Here is a 21,444-nt window from a genome sequence, read left to right as displayed (position 1 = left end):
CATGGTTTCTGAGTGGTTATCTGGAGAATTGCCGGAGATTGAAGAGATACAGGAAAGATTAAAAGCTATTTTTCCAAGAGAAATAGACGTAAATGGTTATATAATCCGTGAAATGGGTGCAAAAACAGTATTCACAATGCTATATAGTTTTTGTGTTGATGAAGAGGAGTGGATCAGGCCAGCAACTATTACTTGTATGACGGATGAACAAGCCGTTATGCAAACGCCGGAAAAAAGAAAAGAATGGCTCGCTTTAAGCCAAAGCAAAGATGCTCCTAGAGATATACCAGGAAGGTGGTATAAACCTAATACAAGAGAACCTATAAGGGATGAGACAATAAGAGAAATGGTACGGTTGAACGCAGTTATAGAAAGAGCAGGATTAGCAACAACCTCCCCATTACCCAGGTATTCTTTGCAAGCTCAGTTTGCAGATCTTTTTAATCCTAAATTACAGGGTGAGGAATTAGATTTAGCCATTCAAAAATGGCAGGAAGACTTTTTGTCAGCAACTTCGCTGGCAAGAGTCGCGTTGTCTAAACGATTAGTTTCGGCATCATCAGATGGAGTATTAGTGAACCTTCCGAATGGTGAAACTAGAAAAATGGCTTCAGGCCCAAGTAGTGAACTTGCAAAGGCAGTTGTTGAGCAGTTTGCTAAAAAATTCATGAAAGATCCGGCAGTTATCTTAATGAGTGAGTCGGCTAAAAAGTTATTACTAAAAGATGATGATTTGTGTCAAGCAATTGGTTTTGATGTAGATGTATCTACTGTGCTCCCAGATTTGATTTTAGCGGAATTAGGAGAAAAGCAGCCGATTATAGTGTTTATCGAATGTGTTGCAAGTGATGGCCCTATTAATGATCGTAGGAAGTTGGAATTGTTAGAGTTGGCGGCGAAAGCGGGATATAAAGAAAAGGACTGTGTTTGTGTGACTGTATTTAGAGACCGCTCTAACTCCGTAAGCCGTAAGTTGGTTCCATCTATTTCTTGGGGAACCTTTATTTGGTATGCTAGTGAGCCGGATAATATTATTTACTTGCGAGAGGGAAATGAAGAAAGAGCAGTTTCTATTGGTGGATTTTTAGAACTGTAAGAAAAAAAGATGCTGGTTGAGATCAATTACTAATAGTGAGTTATAAAGGGCGGTTTGTGTAAGTGTTAAGCATACCGCTCTTGCTGTACGAAAATTAATAATATAAGGTTATATTGTTAAATGGTTTTCAAGGGGGAGTGTAAAAATGGCTAAATATACAGATGATGATATACGCAAAGCATCAAAAATTACATGTAAGATGGCTGGAGAATATTTAGGCATATCTTCGATGGCGGTTAGTATTGGTATGAGAAACAATCTTTTACCAATAGGGTTTGCGATTCATAATGAAGAGAGGGATCGATCATATTCAGAAAGCTGGAGCTACCATATTATTGGGGAACGTTTGATAGCATATAAATACGGAAAAATTACAGAGGTTCAGGTTCAAGGTATAGAGAAGAATCTACAAACTATTATTGAACAATTTCAGGAAATGAAGAATGATCTGGTTTTTATATTAAGCGAAGACGCAAAATAGGAGACATTGATTTGTTTGAATATGCGTTTTCGCTTTTTGCCTATAGTACAAAAGAAGGGGAGGTAGATAGTGATGGAGAATACGATAAAGATTAATAGACAGAAATTGTATGATGAAATATGGGAAATATCTGCCTCCGGTGTAGCAAAGCAATATGGATTAAATTATGCTAAACTGCTACAAAGCTGTAAAGATTATGAAATCCCGATCCCACCATCGGGGTATTGGACAAAAATAGCTTGTGGAAAAGAGGTAAGTAAGGCACCCTTGCCACAATCTGATATAGATGAGATAGAAGTGCTAAAGCAAGGGGTATCACGGAAAGAAAAACGTCAACCGGAACCTACAGAGAAAATTGTTAAAGAATCAGATGAAAAATCAGAAAACAATAAAAATGATAAGGTTAAGGCTATTGAAGAAATAAAAGAATATGAATTGGAAGTATTGCCAGATGTATTGAATTTTTTAGATGATGAGGAACGGACAAAGGTTATAGAAATAGCTAAAGCATTAACAGTACAAAGCAATTCGCGTCCACATCCTAAATTGGTTGCTTATCGTAAGAAAATATCTGATTGGAAAAAACAGGAGGCAGACAGAAGAGGGAGATATCATTCTAGTCGAGATGATATACCCTTATTTGTAAATGATGTTTCGGAAAGTTCGATGGGAAGAATTTATGATTTTATGAATGCCCTTTTTCAAGCAGTCGAACAGCTTGGGGGAGTTATCTATGAAGATTTAACTGTTAAAATTCGAGAGGATAAGGTGCGGTTTAAAATAGTGGAATCCATGGATAAAGTTCCTCATCAAATGACGAAACAAGAGGCTAGAGATTTGCTAATCTATAAAGATGCGCAAAAGCAGCACCGCTGGGCGTCTGAGCCTAGAATACCAAAAACTGATAATGTATATAATGGGAAAATTCGGATTGTTTTTTCAGATGGTAAATATTTTAAAGACAGTACAAAGACGAGACTAGAGAGCCAAATAGGGGAAGTTTTGATTTATATGTATCAATTGTCGGAAGAGTTACGTTTGGAGCGTGTAAAGCGGGAAGAAGAACATAAATTATGGGTAGAGAAACAAAGGCTAGCTGAGGAACGTAAGCAGAGACTTGAAGATGAAAAAAGAAATACTAGGGTTCTTCTAAATCGGGCAAACGATTATGAGATGGCCTGCAAGATTAGAACATACATAAGTGCTGTCACACAGTCTCAGCCGCTTACAGAAGAAATGATTAAATGGATTAAATGGGCTTCGGATAAAGCTGATTGGTTTGATCCTATCGTTAGTCGTGAGGACGAATTCTTTGGGAAAAGAGAACATGATAAAGCGGATGATGATAAGAATATATTTACTAGAAATCGTTATGGGTATTAGTGAGACTGATATTTATAGTAGTAAGTATAAAAATTAATAAAATGGGGGTATGATAATGTATTTATCTTTACTGAAAATCAGCAATTTTAGATGTTTTGATGACAGTGAACATATTATCAGTTTTAATCCGGGTTTAACCATACTGGTTGGTGAAAATGATTCAGGTAAATCAGCGATAATGGATGCAATCAGAATTGTTTTAGGCACAACTGATCTGGGGTGGATTCGCATAGAGACAGATGATTTTTATAAGGAAGATATTTCTTTGGAAATAAGTATTATGTGTAAATTTTCAAATTTGTCATCTGAAGAACAGGCTTCATTCTTGGAGTGCTTGACATATGAAGATCAAGAAAAATCAAAGGTGCCTTGTCTTTATTTACATTGGAGGTGTAAATATTTGACATCATTTAAACCGCCACGTCCTATTTCATCAATATCTACGGGAAAAGACGGAAATGGCCCTGTACCGTCAGCAGAGGCACGGGAACTGCTTCGCGTTACTTATCTACGGGCGTTGAGAGATGCGTATAGTGATATGCAGTCGGGAAAACATTCACGATTATCTCAAATTGTTCATAATATTTCAGGATTAAATAATGGTGAAAACGAATTTCAAGAAGGCATGGATTTGCACAAATTATCGTTAATTGGTATCACCAATTTATCGAATAGTTTATTGGAAGCCCATTCAGCCATTAAAGCCGTAAATGAAAATTTGACAGAAATTCTAAGTAGTCAAATGTTACTTAAAAAGGATACTATTAAAACTAGATTTGAAGTGGCTGGGACTAATAGCAATGATCTACAAAAAATGATAACTCTTCTCGAAAAACTCGACTTAGCCGTAGATAAAAATGCAAGTGCTATGCAGGGGAAGGTTGGATTAGGCACAAGTAATATCATGAGTATGGCATGTGAATTGCTTTTACATAGAGAAGCCGAAGCCGCAAAAAAATCCTCTTTTTTGCTTGTTGAAGAACCGGAGGCACATGTACACGCGCAAAGACAATTGAAACTGATTCAATCACTAGAAAATGAGGCGGAAAGCAAAAATCAACAGATTATTATGACAACACATTCTCCATTATTAGCTTCGGTTGTTAAACTGGGGAATATAATATTAGTAAAAAATGGACAAGTGTTTCCGATGGCAGAAGGGCATACCAAGCTAAAAAAAGATGATTATAAATTCTTGGAGAAATATTTGGATGCAACTAAAGCAAATTTGTTTTTTGCAAGAAGTGTAATTATTGTTGAAGGTCCAGGAGAAGCATTATTACTTCCTACAATCGCAAAATTACTGGGGCGCAATTTTACAGATTTTGGAACATCATTGGTTGATGTAAGAAGTACAGGACTGCGTCGCTATGCAGGTATTTTCCAACGTGTTGATGGTGATACTCTACTGGATATTAAAGTTGCTTGTGTTACTGATAGAGACATAATGCCAGACTGTGCTCCGCATATTTGTATAAATGACGAATATACATTAGATCCAACGTCATGGCCCAAGAAGAAATATAGAAATTGGAGAGCGGAAGCTGATTTTACGCCAGAAGAAGCAGCTTCTCATATCAAAGATATCAAACAAAAAGCTGATGGACAACAGGTTTTAACATTCGTTGCTGATCATTGGACGTTAGAATATGATTTGGCTTTTGCAGGTTTGCAGTATACTAACATGAAAGGGGCATTGATAAAAGCAATTGTAAAAGTAAGTTATGTTGAAAAAAATTGGGTTGACAAGATAAAATCTATAACAGCAGATATTGATAAGTTACCTACTCTTGAAGAGAAGTCATCTTATTTTTATAATTTCTTTGCTGGAAAAATCGCATCCAAAGCGGACTTTGCTCAACAGTTTGCGTTTGAATTGGAAGAAACATTTACTGGAAAATTGGAAGAGTTGAATGAGGCATTGCCATCATATTTGGTAGAGGCCATAAAATATGTCACAGAGGAATAGAGATGGGGATTGATAGACTAAAACAAATAGAAATTACAGACGAGGATGTTACATGGGTTGAATCTATAATGGGCTTCCGTTTTGATGGTAACAGATCTGATATTATCAAAAATTTGGAATCAATAGATATTCAAGCATTCCCGGGAAGTGGAAAAACAACTATACTGATTGCTAAATTGGCGATATTGGCAAAGAAGTGGTCATATACTAATGCGGGAATATGTGTTTTGTCCCATACAAATGTTGCCCGTGAAGAAATTGAGGAGCGATTAGGTAATACGGATATAGGGAAAAAGCTTTTGATGTATCCACACTTTATTGGTACCCTTCATTCCTTTTTTGATACCTTTGTTGCTTTACCTTGGCTCCGTTCTAATGGCATTTCCATGAATTTAATAGATTCAAATATTGTTAAAGAACAGCGATGGAGCAAAGTTCCCTATAAAGCAAAATTGTATTTAGAACATTTGCATGTTAATGAACAAATTTGTAGTCATAGCGGTGAAATAGGTCAGATTAATTTACCTTCAACAAACAAATATTATCAAACTATATTAGACATAATACAAGAGTCTCAACAAAATGGGAATTTTACATTTGATGAGATGTTGCTATATTCCAAACAGGCGTTGGAAGAGTGCGATTCTTTATCTATTGGCCTACAACAGCGGTTCCCAATTGTTTTTATTGATGAAGCACAAGATACCAATTCATTTCAATGGGAATTGCTTCATAAAGCGTTTCCAGAGTTGGATGGTATAACAATTCAACAAGGATTTGGCGACCGTAATCAAGCAATTTATAATTATGTTAATGAAGTTGTCGATAAGCCGGAATTTCCAAGGATAGCACCGTTAATACTTAACGAAAGCCAAAGATTTGATAATAGGATAGCTCGTTTAGCCAATACGGTAGCTGTTTCGTCTGAGCAAATGATAGGTACACAAAATGAATTTACTGAAAGAGAAAGTTGCCATACTATTTATTTGTTTTCTAAAGATAAGGCTCCACAAGTAATTGAGGAATTTGGACAGCTTGTTTTAAATACATTCTCTGACGCGGAATTATTAAAAAATAGAAAGGCTGGCTGTCACGTTGTAGGTATGGTTCATGTTAAGAAAGATGATACCTCTGAAAAACAGTTTCCCAAAGGTATATATGATTATTGGCCATGTTATGAGGCAAATAAAATGAGCAAGAATACAAACCCGAATCGACTAATAGAGTATATTAGAATGGGACGTTACGAGTTTGAAAAGAATGGAGAATTATGTGGTTTTATAGACTGGAGTGCAAGAGGTATTCGGAGACTGATTAATATAACAAAGGGTCAAAATTTTATAATAGCAAACAATAATCCCTTTTCTGCAATCGCTAAACAACTTCCGGAGGAAAAACAATTGGCAATAAGAAAAGACTTTTTTCGGTTGTTTGCTGCGGATATCTCAACTGAGGAAAATTGGGGAAATATACAGTGTATTATAGAAGATATTTTGGACCAGTTTGATTTGAAGATAAATAGTAAAGCAAAAAGCTTTGTTTTATGGACAGCAGCCACTGATTTAAAATATGATGATCAGGAGAAAACGTTAAAAGTATTACCTAACCATTACATTTACAGGGAAAAGAATAGTGAGCGGTGTGTTGATTTGGAATTTGGCAGTATTCATTCAGTAAAAGGAAGGACACATTTGGCAACTTTAGTTTTGGAAACTTTTTCAAAAGCGCACAATATGAAAAAGATATTAAAATATCTGTGTGATAAGCCACCAAAATCAATAGGGGCCAACCAAAGTCGGTTGAAATGTCAGTATGTAGCCATGACACGTGCAAAAGCACTATTATGCCTTGCTATTCCGATAGAGTTCGTAGATGATAAAGCGCAGGAATTACTGGAGGCTGTAGGCTGGACAATTAAAATAATTAGCTAACACACTGTTAATAATAAAGCTCTTGAGGTAACGTTTCTTAAGGGCATTATTATTGGCAGTGCTCATCACCAATAAAATTTTTCTCTTTCTGGAGATGCGTGAATATATCTAAGTCCTAAAATATGGTACAATCGGATAAGTAAGTCGTGAAGCAGATTTAAAAATTTAACAATATAGTTTATGAATTGTTTGGGCAGGAAGTATTATGCTTCCGCCAAGGCTAAACTATACTTTTCGAGTATCCGAATCACAGCTTCTAAGAATTGTGAGACCTTCTGCCTTTTAGAGAAAAGAGACCCGTAATTATATTAGAAACTCTACTATTATATTTATGAGAGTTGCCACAAGAAGTATGAAACTCTTTTCACTATAAAAAAGGGAAATATATGTACTGCTTGGCTGACTGGGTTATGGTGATTTGGGGCATATATCCAAATGATGCGATAGAAGCAACTGGTTTTAAGGACGATTTGGGAACGAATAAAAAACAAAGCAAAATATTTGAGCTCTTAGAATTGATTGATGGGAAGAGCGTTTGATTTTATAAATAAATTAGAATGATATGCAGAGGATAAGGGAGTATGAAAGCAATAAATATATATACATATTCAAGAATACAAGAAGATATGGCTACTGAATTCGAAAATATTCTGTCACAAAGGACAAAAAAACTAAATGTAAAATCACAAGAATTTGAGGCAATAAAAACCCTTGTTAATTTGTTACTAGATATAGGTGCTGAAGTAAGGGATTTTGAAAATTTTTTTGCTTCATTTATAATAGAGCAGATTGGAAAAGAATTTGATTTGATAAAACTTGATAAGGATAATCTTGTTTTAAATATTGAATTAAAAAGTGAAGATGTAGGTGTAGAGGCTATTCAAAATCAATTAGAAAAGAATAAATATTACCTGAAACATTTAGCACCAAATGTGCAATTGTATACTTTTGTTGAATCCACAAAAGAATTATATAAATATACCCAAAGTGGAATTCGTCTCGTTGAGATGGATGACTTAAAAGATACTATGCAGTTATTTCAAACGAGTCTTGGGGAGAATATCGAATCTTTGTTTCAAGCGAATAATTACCTGATTTCTCCGTTGAATACACCTCAAAAATTTATGTCTGGTGATTATTTTTTGACGAATCAACAACATGATATAAAGAAAAAAATAGTAAATTTGATTTTGCTTAATGATAGAGAACACATTTTAGGGATAACAGGAAAAGCGGGAACAGGCAAGACACTTTTGTTATATGATACGATTAAAGAAATAGCAGAAAGAGGCTCAACCTGTTGCCTGATTCATAGCGGTATTTTATGTAATGGACACAAAGTCCTAAATATGCAATGGAAGAATGTGGATGTTTTTTCGGCAAAAGAACTGAATGGTGATGGAGCGAAAATCTTAAAAAAATATCAATATATATTTGTAGATGAATCTCAAAGGATCTATACATCAACATTTGAAAAAATAATAGAGGAAGTGAGTTCTGAATCTAAAACTGTAATTTTTGCTTATGATTATGTACAGTCGTTATCAAAAACGGAGGAAAATAGAAACATTCCATCTATGCTGCAAAAAGTTGATGGATTTATGGAATATATGTTATCAGATAAAATTAGAACAAGTAAAGAAATAGCTTCTTTTACAGGAACACTGATAAATTTGAATAACCGGGCAAGAGGATATATGGATTATTCAGATATTGATGTACTGTTTGCGAATAGTACAGAAGAGGCAATGAAGCTGATTTACTTGTATGATGAGAAGGGATATGTATTTATTTCATATACGCAATCACTGTACTATAAGAATTCGATTGACTTATATCCTAGCACTTATGATACACATCATGTTATAGGACAAGAATATGATAAAGTCATGATTATGATGGATGAAAACTTTAGATATGACAAAGAGAGAAGGATACAAGGAAAAGAGCATCCAAATCCAGATTTGCTATTTTATAAGTTATTGTATCAGGCGATTTCTCGTGCAAGAGAAAAACTGTGTATATTGGTGGTAGGAAACTACAAACTATTTTCCGATATTTTGAATATAAAGTATGATATGTTATCTAGGTATCAATATAAAGAAAATCGTACAAATATAACCTTATCAGTTAAAAAATTGAATCGACTTACTAAAAAGATTAAAGATGAACTTCCAGAGGTACAGGCATACGATGCTCTTACGATTTCTGAAGCAGTGGATATGATAAATGATGAATTAATGGGAGCTGAATTAAAGAAAAAGGTTGTACGAAATGGTATAAAATTATTGAAAATAATACAGAAAAAATTGGAATTTGAAGAGATTTATGAATTCATATCTAATTATTGTGAGTATCTAGAAGAAATTACAATTCCATAGGATTGAATTTCTGGTTTGTAGAAATAAGCAAAGTTACGATTTAGATAATGTGATTTTGTATTTAAATTATAGGTTGAAAGAAATTCTGAAACATTATAACTTACAGGCAATCATTGCGGATGGTTTTAAAAAGAATAATGACCGCGCCGTAAGGATTTCGCAAATGGGCAGGGCAGATTGTTAATGCGTATACGATTCAGGACTGGACGATGGACAAAGAGCGCTCCAAAAGGGTATATGTTCACCGACGAATATTTTGAATGTTAATTGGAGAATGTTCGTGAGATATATCTGTCTGAGCACAAGTTATATCAGAAGGTTACGGATATCTATGCCACAGCGTTTGATTACAACAGGATACTAAGACTACCTGGCAGTTTTTTTGAATGGTATAGAATACATATTCCGATATCGGAATATGTATAAAATGCAATGGGCGATACATCGTCATACAGCAGCAGAATTGATTGTAGAGCGTGCAAAAACAGAAAAAGAACATATGGGCCTGACAACATGGGAATCAACGCCAGATGGGAAAATCGTCAAAGCAGATGTTATTGTTGCTAAAAACTATCTGAGCGAAAAAGAAATGAACTATTTAGAGAGGATCGTTTCATTGTATCATGACTATGCAGAGTTACAGGCGAAACGAAGAATACCGATGAGTATGGAGGACTGGGCCAAGCGTCTTGACGGTTTTCTAGAGTTTAATGAGAACGAATTGCTTATGGGACCGGGAAAAGTCAGTTCGGAATAAGCAAAGCTTCATGGAGAGACGGAGTTTGAAAAATATCGCATTGTTCAGGATCGCTTATTTATGTCGGACTATGATAAGTATTTGTTAGAATTAGAATATCAAGCAGAGCAAAGTGATGACTAAAGTTGATTATAGCATTTCCGCTTGGGGAGAATTACGCCCTCCCGCCATCATTATTATCCACTCAACAAATGTCGAGGTGGTAATAATGATGCGGAATTGTGGATTGGATAGAAAATAAAGGTTTAAACCACAAAATATAGTGGATTTGATGAAAAATGAGGCGAAAGGTGAGCAAAAAACGTTCGATTTTAGCGCCACTTATTGGTTTTTCCACAGATGGGAAGGGGAAATTCAGGGGATAGACGGTATTATAAACGTTTATCCTTTTCTGCATATAGATAGTTACGTTACATATTGGGAGGAGGCGGTAGTCTTTGACAGAGAGCGGAGGAGAAATTTTGGATGTGATTAACATAGATTGAGACGATAACTGGTTGATGGAGATAATCTGGAAGCCCTTTTTAGTGTCTTTTTTATATTTAAAGTCGTTGATTGTTTGTTGGTTTTCAGAAATAGCCTTACTTGAACAGGCGGTATCTTAACAGGAAGGTTTGTCGTTACACGGCGATGTGTTGAAAAGGGAATCAATAGGCCATCAGCATATTATGAGAGTGATTATTATGGGAACTAGACTTGGGGGGGGGGGGGCGGGCCTGGGCGATAAACGGCAACATGCGAAATAATAAAACAACAGCTTATGCTGACTTTTGGTGAAATATGTAACTTCAACAATAGTTAGCTCCATTAGACAGTTGAAGGATTATAATTTCAAAGGAAGTTATTTTTGCAGGATATGGCATAAGATTTAATGGTAAGGAAGTTTTAACTATGTATGCTGAAAAAATTTATAATAGATTAACGGTTGCAAGGTAGACAGGAGAAAGCGTAAAGATCTATAATAAAATATCCAGGGTGGCCAGTACGGCAGTTTTTATGATAATATTAAGTAGAAGGTTCAATTTTTACTGAGAGGGAAAACTATGAGAAGAAGAGCGCGTGATGTTGAATTTAGTGTAGATGCATATACGGCAAGATTAATAGGGCGTGAAAACGTTTCAAAACTGGAAGGAGCAGTTTTGGAAATTGTAAAAAATGCCTATGATGCAGATGCAAAGAATTTTTGTCTGTATTATTCAAAAGATCAAAACTGTATTTATATTATGGACAATGGATGTGGCATGACTGAAGATGTGATTAGAAGTCATTGGATGACGATTGGTAATTCTTCTAAAAAAAATGAATACATTACGCCTGGAAAAAGAATACAGACAGGAGCTAAAGGGATTGGTCGGTTTGCGTTGGATCGTCTTTCAGATAAGTGCAAAATGCTGACTATTTCTAACCAAGGGGGATTGGAGTGGATTGTCAATTGGAATGACTTTGAGTGGAATAAAAAAATTTCACAGGTTAAGGCGAAGATTTATGACATAGATATGGATTTATTGGAATATTCGAATGTTGATTATTGGAAAAATGATGAACTGGCTGCATATGTAAAATCGCTAAATTATAAAGGGAGAGGTACTGTATTCTGCCTGGAGGAACTTCACGATAAATGGGATGGCAGAACGATGATGCGTTTACGCAACCATTTGGAAAATTTACTTCCTCCTAATGTTGTGGACGATTTCGAAATATTGTTTTTTGATGATGAGACGTCTCTAATTGATGCAAGAGTAATCAGTGCAAATATTGATTCATTTGATTATAAAATTGATTTTGAAATCAAAGAAGACGATTTGAAAATACAAATTTTGCGCAATGAGTTTGACTTTCGGGGAGAGGAAGAAACAGTTTTTAAAGAAGCCGAATTTGATGAAACGGAACAGCACTATTTTTCGGGAAAAATCAAAGAAGAACTTTTTTCTATAAGAAAAATTTGTGGGAAGGAAAATTGCATTGGTGATTTTTCGGGTACGCTCTATTTCTATAAGATAACACAAACATCAAAGGATCAGGAACGCTTTTATACGAAAAGTATCATTGGGAGGGCAAACCTTGTAAAAAAATTTGGCGGAATAAAATTATATAGAGACAAGTTCCGTATACGTCCCTATGGAGAATATGGAGATAGCGATTTTGACTGGCTGGAATTATCCGCACGTAAAAACCGTTCTCCAGCAGGCTTGGGACATGCGACAGGGACTTGGCGGGTAAATGCAGAACAGATATTTGGCGATGTTGCGATATCTCGAAGAAATACAAACTTAGAAGATGATGCAAATCGAAATGGAATTCAGGAAGGGAATGGTCTTTTTCAATTAAAGCAAATTTTGTTACATGTAATAGGAGAATTTGAGCGGGACCGTCAGTCTATAGGGAGAAAGCTGGCAGATTATGCGAAAGAAAAAGATGAGCTGGCGAAGCAGATAGAAGCCATGCGAAAACTGGCAGAAGAACGAAAAAAATGGGAGGAGGAAAAAGCAGCAGAAGAAAAGACAGGACAGAACCGGGAGTGTGAGCAGAAAGAGACGCTGGCCATCAGTCCTACCGAGGTAACAGCAGTACTTGATGCAATGGAACAGAAGCAAGAGCAGGAGCTTCAAGAATTGAGGGATGAGATTAAGATGCTGCAGACACTTGCGACTACGGGAATAGTAACAAATATGTTTATGCATGAAATTCGTACATTGACAAATAATATAGGTCAGGAACTGGATTCTGCTTTTGAGGCAATCAAGTTCGATCATGATGTTGAGTATGCCCTGGGTAACATCATGCGCGCAATCATTTTGAAGAAAAATTTTAAGGCATGGTTCAGAATTACCATCGAATCAATAAAAAAAGATAAGCGCTTAAGGAAGAAACAGAATCTTGGAATCATGTTAACCGATTTTATGGATACATGGAACGATATTCTAGAAAAAAATGGAGTGAGTTTAAACTACTATTGTGATCCGGATATCGAATTATGGTGTTTTGAATTTGATATGGAAAATATCATCAGTAATTTGATATCTAACAGTATGGCATCTTTTGATCGAGAGACGGGAAAGATTCTTGAAAAAAAGGAGATTTCACTAGAAGTAATATCGTTAGAAAGAGGTTTCTTAATAGATTACAAGGATACTGGCTGGGGGCTAATTCCGAAATACAAAGATAGGCCCGAGACTATTTTGGAAGCCTTTGAGAGCAGTAGAAATTTGATTGGGGATGAAGAAGATGGAACTGGAATGGGAATGTGGATTGTAAATAAAACGGTTTTAGAGTATAATGGCACTATTGATTTGAGTGAAAATCGAAAGAGCGAAACAGGATTTTATATTAAAATTCAGATTGGGGGTAGAAGTATATAGCATGTATAGAATAGGGTATATTGATGACGAACCAACACAGTTCGAAAATTATGCTAGAAAAATAAAGCGCAGATGCAAAGATTTAGAACTTGTGCTGCTAAGTGGCTGTAAAACAAAATCTGAATTTTTAGAAAAAATATATGAGGAACAGATAGATGTACTTTTGATTGATTATCGAATGACAACAACGTTTGGATTTAATGGGACAACGCTGGTTAATTATATTAATGATCATGTTCGGGACTTAGAATGTTTTATTTTCACAGCAGTAGATAAAGAACATATAACAGATGGACTTGTAGCGGAGAGAAATAGATTTCCTAAAACAGTATTTGATACAGAGGCAGGAGATAGCAAGAAGGTTGAAGAATTTAATAATTTTATTAAGGCTTTAATAGAAAGTGCAGATGTATATCGGAATCGAAAAAAGCAGAAATTAGAACGGTATAAAGAATTATTAGAAAAAAAGAAAAATAAGTGTTTGGGCAGCGAGGAGGAAGAATTTTTGGACCTGTATAAGGTGTTATCTTCCTATGGTTTGGTAGAAGAACTGCCTGGAAAAATATTGAATTCTGAGTTTGATGAAACAATTGATGAATTATTAAAAATTGGAAATGAGATTGTAAAAAAACATCAGGATGAATAGGAGCAGATAATCTTGAGAGTACACGGTGAGAAAATACTGCGTCGAAGGAGCGGTATTAACATGTTAGAACATTATCAAGAGGCAAGAGGCATACTGGAAGAAGATTTCTACTTTTTATGCGGATACTGTGGAAAAAATGGGCAGGTAATGCACGAAAAATTTCATATTGATCACTTTGTTCCTAGAAGTATTGATAAGGAGCGGGAAAATGATTATTATAATTTAGTACTTGCCTGTCCCAAGTGTAATCTTTCGAAATCAAAAAAATGGCCAACTGAAGATAAAGATTATTCACACAACGGAAAAGAGGGGTTTGTCGATCCGGCATCGGAAGAATATGACCAACATATGGAGCGAAACGAAGAGGGCTTTATTGTAGGAATTACGCCTGTTGGGAAAAGTATGTGCCAAATGCTTCATTTAGACATAAGAAGAACAGATTTATTTTGGCAGATAAATAAAGTGAGAGAGATGTTAACGAAACTGGAAATATTATTTATAAATGATAAATTATCAGAATTGGAAAAGGATTTTTATATTAAAATGAATATGTTGCTGAATCAATACATAGATGAGTCTTTTATTAAGGGGGAATAGATGAAAGAAGAAAAGAAAACAGGTTCTTATTATACTCCACTTGAACTGATTCAATTTATGGTGGATTATCTGGAAAAAGAGAAGCAGGACTTCTCAAATGTCTTGGAACCTTCTGCTGGGGATGGAAGGTTCCTTTCTTTGTTACTACCAAAGGCAACACATATTAAGGCAATCGAACTTTTTAAAGAAAAAGTGGAGCAGATACAGCAAAGATATTCTGATAGTAAAGTCGAAGTAAAAGAACAGAATTTTTTGGATTATATTTTACAAACAAATGAAAAATATTCACTAATAATTGGAAATCCGCCATATATTAATTTGAAGATGATGGATAAGGAGGATATAAAAAAAGCAAAGGCGCTTTGTGTTCAAGAGGACTTGTCGAAAACTGCTATGCAGAATATGTGGTTAGCTTTTGTAGTGGGAGCTGTACGACTTTTAGAGGCTGATGGAAGTATATTTTTTGTTTTACCGATGGAGTTTTTACAAGTTCAGTATGCGGAAAAACTCAGAGGATATCTGGAGCAAAAATTTAATACGATCCATATAATTTCTTTTGAGCAGTCAATTTTTCCTGAAATAGAACAAGATGTATGCTTGGTTTACTTAACTAATAAGCAAAGGTGTCCGGCACATATTCTTTATGAAATTTATAGAGAAGCAAAAAGCAGCGAGCTAATTAGCACAAATATTATTAAAAAGAATAAACCTTTACGAAAATGGTCAAATGCTATTTTAGCAGATCACGAGATTTCTCTTCTAAAAGAGGCTCAAAAGAAATACAAAAAAATTGGTCAAATGGGTGACATTGCGCCAGGGATTGTTACGGGAGGAAACAAGTTTTTTATATTGAATCAGGAGCAGGTAAATAAATATGAGTGTATCCTATATACGTTGCCTATTGTTCAAAAATCTTCCTTTATTCTAGAGAGGATAATCGAAATTAATGAGGAAGCTGTGAATTACATCAGAGACAATGGAAAACCGTTTTATTTGTTAAATCTTGCGGAGCAAAAAGATATAGGAGCTCTTCCAGAACCTCTTCAAAAATATTTAGAACGGATTGGAGAAGAAAAAGTTCGGGATGTTGAATTGAAAAAAAGATTTAAATGTGCGAATCGTTCACCATGGTATGGCGTGCCAATTGTGAATAAGGGTGATATTGTGTTTTTTAAGAGATATCATATTTTACCTAAAATTTATGTTAATGTAGCGGATGTACATACTACAGATGCAGGATATCACATAAGATTAAAAGAACCTTTTAATGCAGAAAGCTTGGTTTTTTGCTTTTTTAATTCTATGACTTTAGCGCAGTGTGAATATAATGGCAGGTATTATGGTGGAGGTGTTAGTGAACTTGTGCCGAGCGAATTTAAGGAGCTAGCAATACCATATCGTGATATCCTTCCAGAGGATATTGCAATTTTAAAGGCATTATTTAAAAAGAAAGCCTCTGTAAACGAAATTATAAATTATGTAAATAGCAGAACAATCAATTTAGACTTTGCAGAAGAAACAGTTAATCAATACGAAAGCATTCGAGTGAAATTAATAAAGAGGAGGAAAGTGATTTAGATTAGGGATCGGATTATACATTGGATGAATATATTGCCGCGCATAATGCCACATTGATTATTATGCAACGAAAAGGAATTGTTCTACAAAATATTACGCGCAATTGATAATCTTCATTCAAAAGGACATCTTCATCGGGATATTAGTCCTAAAAATATTTTAATAAAGAAATATGACGATTCCATTATAGTTAAACTTTCATATTTTGGGCTTGTAAAAATTCCTGATAGTACGCTAGTAAGTATTGCAAAGAATTATTTGATGAAAGAGGAGCTTGAAGATTTAGCAAGAATCGTTAACGCATTTTTAAATCTGGCCGTGGGAAGAGCGAAACGACACATTCCAATGGCGATGCAGGATTGGGGAGAGCGTATCAGTATATTTTTGTTAGCAGATGATAAAGACATTTGAGAAAATGCCGGAAAAATTTCTATGGGGATTGTAAAAGAACACGCTAAACGGAATACGAAAAATATTGTATCGTACAGGAGCGTTTGTTTAATTCGGATTTTGGTATTTTAAACGTAAATAGTTAAAAAATAGCAGAAGGGACTTACCGCTAAGCGAGAAGTATGTCTTTTCGATATTATTTTTGAACACTCAACAAATGTAGAAACAATTGTCGAATTATCATTTCTGAGTTAAGAAGATGAAACTTGGCATCCTTTCGGACAGAGACGATAATGGATTCGAAAAGGCTTAATAATGCCTTTTGTGAATCTTTTACAGCGTCAGCGCATGTCTGGCAGAGTTTCTCTTTCAAAGAAAACTTGATTTTATGCTAAATGGAAGTATTTATCCTGTCAAAGTGATTCTGAGTTTCTTAAATTTAATAAAAAAATGTTTTTCAAATATGGAAACAGTTACTTTACTTCTTTATGAGAACTAGAGTATTATTATTAGCTAATGTACGAGGAGGAGTATGGAAAAAAGGTATCAAATTTTTATAAGTTCAACTTATGCAGATTTAGTAGAAGAACGAAAAGCCATTATGTAAGCAATAGTTGAATTAGATTGTTTTCCGGCAGGTATGGAAATGTTTCCTGCAGCTGATTCGGAGCAATTTGAATATATTAAAACTATTATAAATGAAAGTGATTACTATGTCTTGGTGGTGGCTGGTAGATATGGTTCTATAGCAGAAGATGGAGATAGCTATACAGAAAAAGAGTTTAATTACGCAGTCGAGCAAGGAATACCCATATTAGCTTTTGTGAAAAAGGATATTAGTACCATTCCACTGGGAAAAGTTGATACGGATAGTCTAAAAAGGAAAAAGTTAGAATTATTTAGAAGCAAGGTACTTGACGGACGTTTGGCTAAATTTTGGAACAATACAAGTGAGTTAAAGTATGAATTACATAGTAGTTTGTCACGAGCTTTCAAAATGAATCCAAGAATAGGTTGGGTGAGAGGGGATACGTTGATGACCAATGATTCCTATGAGAAATTGCATACATTGGAAACATAAAATATAAAATTGAAGAAAAAGATAGAGTTATTAGAGGCAAACACAAATGGTGAGGAGTCCTTGTTAATAAAATAAGATAGCAATATTAAACTTAAATGAAAAGTTAATAATCAATGATACAGTTGAACCGCGAACAGGAATGGGAGCAGCATGGATACAGTAATAACAAATTGGAAAAAGAATTTCTTCACAATCTGGACCGGACAGGCAATATCCCAGTTTTCAAGTTCTGTTCTTCAATTTGCGATTGTGTGGTATCTGACAGACCATACCGGTTCTGCCATGGTACTGACAGCGGCTATGATGATGGGGTTTCTCCCACAGGGGGTTTTAGGACCGTTTATCGGCGTCTTTATCGACCGGTATAACCGAAAAAGAATCATGATTATCTCAGACCTTCTTATCTCGGCAGCAAGTTTTGTAATGGTGATTGCAGGCTGGATGGGCAGGTTATCGACAGAACTGATTCTTGTGGTTTTGCTGGCACGCTCGGTCGGTTCCGCGTTCCACAATCCCTGCCTGCAGGCAGTTACCCCGCAGATTGTTCCGGAAGGCCAGTTGACTAGATGTGCGGGATATTCGCAGGCGTTGGAATCGGTATCACAAATCTTAAGCCCGGTTGTGGCGGCAGTGCTGTACAGTTCCTGGAGCCTGAGCGGAATTATCTCCCTGGACGTCATAGGGGCGCTGATTGCGGTAATTACGCTTGGAATCACGCAAATCCCGGAATTGCCGCAGGAGGGACGTGACAGAAAAGTACAGGTTTTACGGGAGGCGAAGGAAGGCTTTCAGATTCTCAGGGCAAAGAAAGGGATGCTGGGGCTGGTGCTGATTGGAAGTCTTTATACTTTGGCGTTGATGCCTACCAGCGCGCTGTTTCCATTGATGACAATGTCATATTTTAATGGAAACAGTACAAGTGCCAGTATTGTTGAGGTGGTGTTCTCTGTCGGGCTTTTGTTTGGATCGTTGATATTGTCAAAATGGGGAGGAACAAGAAACAGGATTTATACCATTGTTGGTTCCTTCCTGTTAATGAGTTTTAGTTTATTTGTATCAGGAATTTTGTCGCCGGATGGCTTTTATGTCTTTACCTTATGTTCCTGGCTCATGGGAGTCTCCGGACCATTTTACTGGGGGATGTATACGCCGCTGCTGCAAAGCAACTTTGAAGCAAAGTATCTGGGAAGGGTTCTGTCATTGTCCAGCAGTATCCGGCTGCTCAGCGGACCGCTGGGACTGGTTGTGTCCGGGATATATGCGGAACGGTATGGGGTTGAGAAATGGTTCCTGATTGCGGGAGTGCTGGTACTGGTTGCTTCTTTGTTATGTGTGGCAGTGCCTTCAGTGCGGATTTGTGATGAGGCCAGGATTTGGAAGAAGTTATGAGTCTGCCCAAATTGCTTCTTGTAAATGGTTGGGGGGTGGGGCTTTATGGATATACGGGTTTTGGAATATTATCTGATTGTTGCACGGGAAGAAAGTATTACAAAGGCAGCGGCAATTCTGCATGTTACGCAGCCGACGCTTTCCCGCCAGCTAATGCAGCTGGAGGAAGAACTGCAGGTGAAACTGTTTAACCGCACAAGCCACAGTGTTGTTTTGACGGAGGACGGTCTGCTCTTTAAGCGCAGAGCGCAGGAGATCGTTGCGCTTTCTGAAAAAACAAAGCGCGATTTTATCAGGGGGAACAGGGAACTGTCAGGAGAAATTGGGATTGGCTGCGGAGAGTTCAGAAGCATCCAGATAATTGCACAGATTATGAAGGAGTTCAAGAAAGAACATCCATTCGTAACGTTTCAGATATACAGCGGAAATTCGTCCAATATAAAAGAACGTATCGAATCAGGCATTTTGGATATTGGTGTCATTCTCGACTATGTGGATATACGCAAATATGAGTATGTCCGGATTCCGCTGAGTGAAGAGTGGGGTGTTTTGGTGAGAGAGGATTCACCTCTTGCAGCCATGGAATATGTTACGCCGGAAGATATCCGGGAGCTGCCGCTTATCATATCCGAGCGTTCCATGAGGGATAATGAGCTGGCCGATTGGATTGGAAAGAAATACGAGGATTTGAATATTGTATCTACCTATAACCTGATGTATAATGCCGCGATTATGGTTGCAAACGGGATGGGAGTGGCCGGCTGCATCAAACTCGACTGCAGGTATGAGGGAACGCGTTTTGTTCCCGCTCGGCCATCCGTTAAAAATAATTCTGTTTTCGCATGGAAGAAGGCGCTCTCACAATCTCAGGCGGTTTCCTCCTTTATAGAATTTTCCAGGATATACATAAAACGTATATCATCAAATACAACATAGGTATTTTACATATCAATAATGATGATTTACAATACAGGTGTACTGAATAAACAGTATATCTGTATCTTGCAATGGAGATGGCAGCCTGGCTTGGCGCGGATTTATTCGAGAACAGGCCACAGCAGCCGTATCTGCTGGGAAAAAATTTACAGGAGGAACCTGTCATGGAAAAACAGACAGCGGGCAGAGACGCCCTGGGAGGGTTTGCACCCAAATTTGCGGAGCTTAACGATGATGTACTATTTGGCCAGGTGTGGGCGGGAGAGGATAAACTGTCCTCCCGTGACCGCTGCATTGTCACTGTGTCGGCACTCATGGCGAAAGGGATTTTGGATTCTTCGCTGATGTATCATATTGCCAACGCCAAAAAGCATGGTGTAACGGCGGAGGAAATAGCGGAAATTTTAACCCATGGAGCATTTTATGCAGGCTGGCCCAATGCCTGGGCGGCGTTCAAAATGGCAAAGGAAGTATATGGAAAATAAAGGGAGAGAACAAAAGTGGAGTATGCGAAACTGGGCAAGTCCGGGATTGAAGTATCCAGGCTGTGCGTTGGCTGTATGAGTTTTGGCAGGCCGTCGGAGGATTTTCATGAATGGACGCTGAATCCCAATGAGACAGAGGAAATTGTCAAAAAAGCATTGGACCTGGGGATCAACTTCTTTGATACTGCCAACACCTATTCCCATGGAACGAGCGAGGAATATTTGGGCAGGGCTTGGTACCGACTATGTGGATTTATATATCATTCACCGCTTTGATTATACCACACCAATTGAAGAAACCATGGAAGCGTTGCACGGACTTGTAAAAGCAGGAAAGGTCCGCGCGCTGGGGGCTTCGGCTATGTACGGCTATCAGTTTATGAAAATGCAGTATGCCGCAGAACGGAACGGGTGGACAAAATTTGTCTCCATGCAGAACCATTATAATCTGCTTTACCGGGAGGACGAGCGGGAGCTGATTCCCATTTGCAATGAGATGGGGATTGCCAGAACACCCTACAGCCCTCTGGCGGCCGGCCATTTGTCCCGGCCTGTCTGGAATTCAGAAAGCAGACGGAGTGCGACCGATAAAATGGCGGCGCAGAAATACAATGCAACTGAAGAGGTGGATATGAAAATCGTGGACTGTGTTGCGGCGCTGGCGGCTGAAAAGAACTGTACCATGACCCAGATTGCCCTCGCATGGCAGTTTGCCAAGGGCGTGACCGCGCCGATTATCGGCGGAACAAAGGCAAAGTATTTTGAGGATGCCACGGGAGCGTTTGAGGTGAGATTGACGAAAGAAGATATTACCCGCTTAGAAGCGCATTATATTCCACACAAGGTGGTGGGCGCATTATAGGGGATAGATATTACATTAGAAAACAGGAATTGCCATGTGATTATGTTCACAGACAATTCCTGTTTTTATGGGCTCTTTGTCAATAGTTGGGGTGGGATTTGTTAAAATCCCGCCCCAATTCTA

Annotated in this window: 17 protein-coding genes and 1 pseudogene; all 18 read left to right on the top strand. The window is 37.1% G+C overall.

Annotated elements, in window-relative coordinates; genetic code table 11:
- Position 1: 1 nt before the first annotated feature.
- The 18 genes and pseudogenes from LI015_RS23875 to LI015_RS23795 all read left to right on the top strand — a co-directional run bounded on the left by LI015_RS23875 (position 2) and on the right by LI015_RS23795 (position 21,321).
- A complete protein-coding gene (locus LI015_RS23875) occupies positions 2-1,096 on the top strand; it encodes a BsuBI/PstI family type II restriction endonuclease (RefSeq protein ID WP_054354040.1) in 1,095 nt (364 codons plus the stop codon).
- Between the two features lie 145 nt (positions 1,097-1,241).
- The gene (locus tag LI015_RS23870) at positions 1,242-1,577 is read left to right on the top strand and encodes a hypothetical protein (RefSeq protein WP_195633425.1); all 336 of its coding nucleotides are present in this window, start codon (positions 1,242-1,244) and stop codon (positions 1,575-1,577) included.
- A 72-nt stretch (positions 1,578-1,649) separates the two neighbouring features.
- Positions 1,650-2,960, top strand: a complete 1,311-nt coding sequence (locus tag LI015_RS23865; protein WP_195638935.1) for a hypothetical protein — start codon at positions 1,650-1,652, stop codon at positions 2,958-2,960.
- A 55-nt stretch (positions 2,961-3,015) separates the two neighbouring features.
- The gene (locus tag LI015_RS23860) at positions 3,016-4,929 is read left to right on the top strand and encodes an ATP-dependent nuclease (protein ID WP_195638934.1); all 1,914 of its coding nucleotides are present in this window, start codon (positions 3,016-3,018) and stop codon (positions 4,927-4,929) included.
- Positions 4,930-4,931: 2 nt separating this feature from the next.
- Complete coding sequence (locus LI015_RS23855; protein ID WP_195638933.1) at positions 4,932-6,860, top strand: UvrD-helicase domain-containing protein; 1,929 nt, start codon at positions 4,932-4,934, stop codon at positions 6,858-6,860.
- A 581-nt stretch (positions 6,861-7,441) separates the two neighbouring features.
- Positions 7,442-9,241, top strand: coding sequence for a DNA/RNA helicase domain-containing protein (locus tag LI015_RS23850; protein ID WP_227126502.1), 1,800 nt, complete (start codon positions 7,442-7,444; stop codon positions 9,239-9,241).
- Positions 9,242-9,508: 267 nt separating this feature from the next.
- Positions 9,509-9,667, top strand: a complete 159-nt coding sequence (rhuM, locus tag LI015_RS29080) for a RhuM family protein (protein WP_349147001.1) — start codon at positions 9,509-9,511, stop codon at positions 9,665-9,667.
- 1 nt (position 9,668) lies between these two features.
- Entirely contained in the window at positions 9,669-9,998 is a 330-nt protein-coding gene (gene rhuM, locus LI015_RS29075; protein ID WP_330628683.1) for a RhuM family protein, read from the top strand.
- Between the two features lie 1,043 nt (positions 9,999-11,041).
- On the top strand, positions 11,042-13,357 hold the full coding sequence (locus tag LI015_RS23840) for a sensor histidine kinase (RefSeq protein WP_227126501.1): 2,316 nt from the start codon (positions 11,042-11,044) through the stop codon (positions 13,355-13,357).
- Between the two features lies 1 nt (position 13,358).
- Entirely contained in the window at positions 13,359-14,003 is a 645-nt protein-coding gene (locus LI015_RS23835) for a response regulator (protein WP_117626282.1), read from the top strand.
- 60 nt (positions 14,004-14,063) lie between these two features.
- Entirely contained in the window at positions 14,064-14,600 is a 537-nt protein-coding gene (locus tag LI015_RS23830; RefSeq protein WP_227126500.1) for an HNH endonuclease, read from the top strand.
- Complete coding sequence (locus LI015_RS23825; RefSeq protein ID WP_117626284.1) at positions 14,601-16,178, top strand: Eco57I restriction-modification methylase domain-containing protein; 1,578 nt, start codon at positions 14,601-14,603, stop codon at positions 16,176-16,178. It abuts the gene before it with no gap.
- Positions 16,179-16,256: 78 nt separating this feature from the next.
- Entirely contained in the window at positions 16,257-16,589 is a 333-nt protein-coding gene (rhuM, locus tag LI015_RS23820; protein WP_227126499.1) for a RhuM family protein, read from the top strand.
- Between the two features lie 589 nt (positions 16,590-17,178).
- The gene (locus LI015_RS23815; RefSeq protein WP_227126510.1) at positions 17,179-17,649 is read left to right on the top strand and encodes a DUF4062 domain-containing protein; all 471 of its coding nucleotides are present in this window, start codon (positions 17,179-17,181) and stop codon (positions 17,647-17,649) included.
- 150 nt (positions 17,650-17,799) lie between these two features.
- On the top strand, positions 17,800-19,038 hold the full coding sequence (locus tag LI015_RS23810) for an MFS transporter (RefSeq protein WP_227126498.1): 1,239 nt from the start codon (positions 17,800-17,802) through the stop codon (positions 19,036-19,038).
- 45 nt (positions 19,039-19,083) lie between these two features.
- On the top strand, positions 19,084-19,974 hold the full coding sequence (locus LI015_RS23805; protein WP_002566015.1) for a LysR family transcriptional regulator: 891 nt from the start codon (positions 19,084-19,086) through the stop codon (positions 19,972-19,974).
- 164 nt (positions 19,975-20,138) lie between these two features.
- Positions 20,139-20,459, top strand: coding sequence for a carboxymuconolactone decarboxylase family protein (locus LI015_RS23800; RefSeq protein ID WP_227126497.1), 321 nt, complete (start codon positions 20,139-20,141; stop codon positions 20,457-20,459).
- A gap of 15 nt (positions 20,460-20,474) precedes the next feature.
- A pseudogene (locus LI015_RS23795) lies at positions 20,475-21,321 on the top strand (aldo/keto reductase).
- The last annotated feature ends 123 nt before the right edge of the window (positions 21,322-21,444 follow it).

It is taken from the genome of Enterocloster sp. 210928-DFI.2.20 (genome assembly GCF_020554465.1).
GTDB classification, from domain to species: Bacteria; Bacillota; Clostridia; order Lachnospirales; family Lachnospiraceae; genus Enterocloster; species Enterocloster bolteae.
The sequence above is the reverse complement of the archived record's forward strand: the minus strand, read 5'-3'. Positions and strand labels throughout refer to the sequence as shown.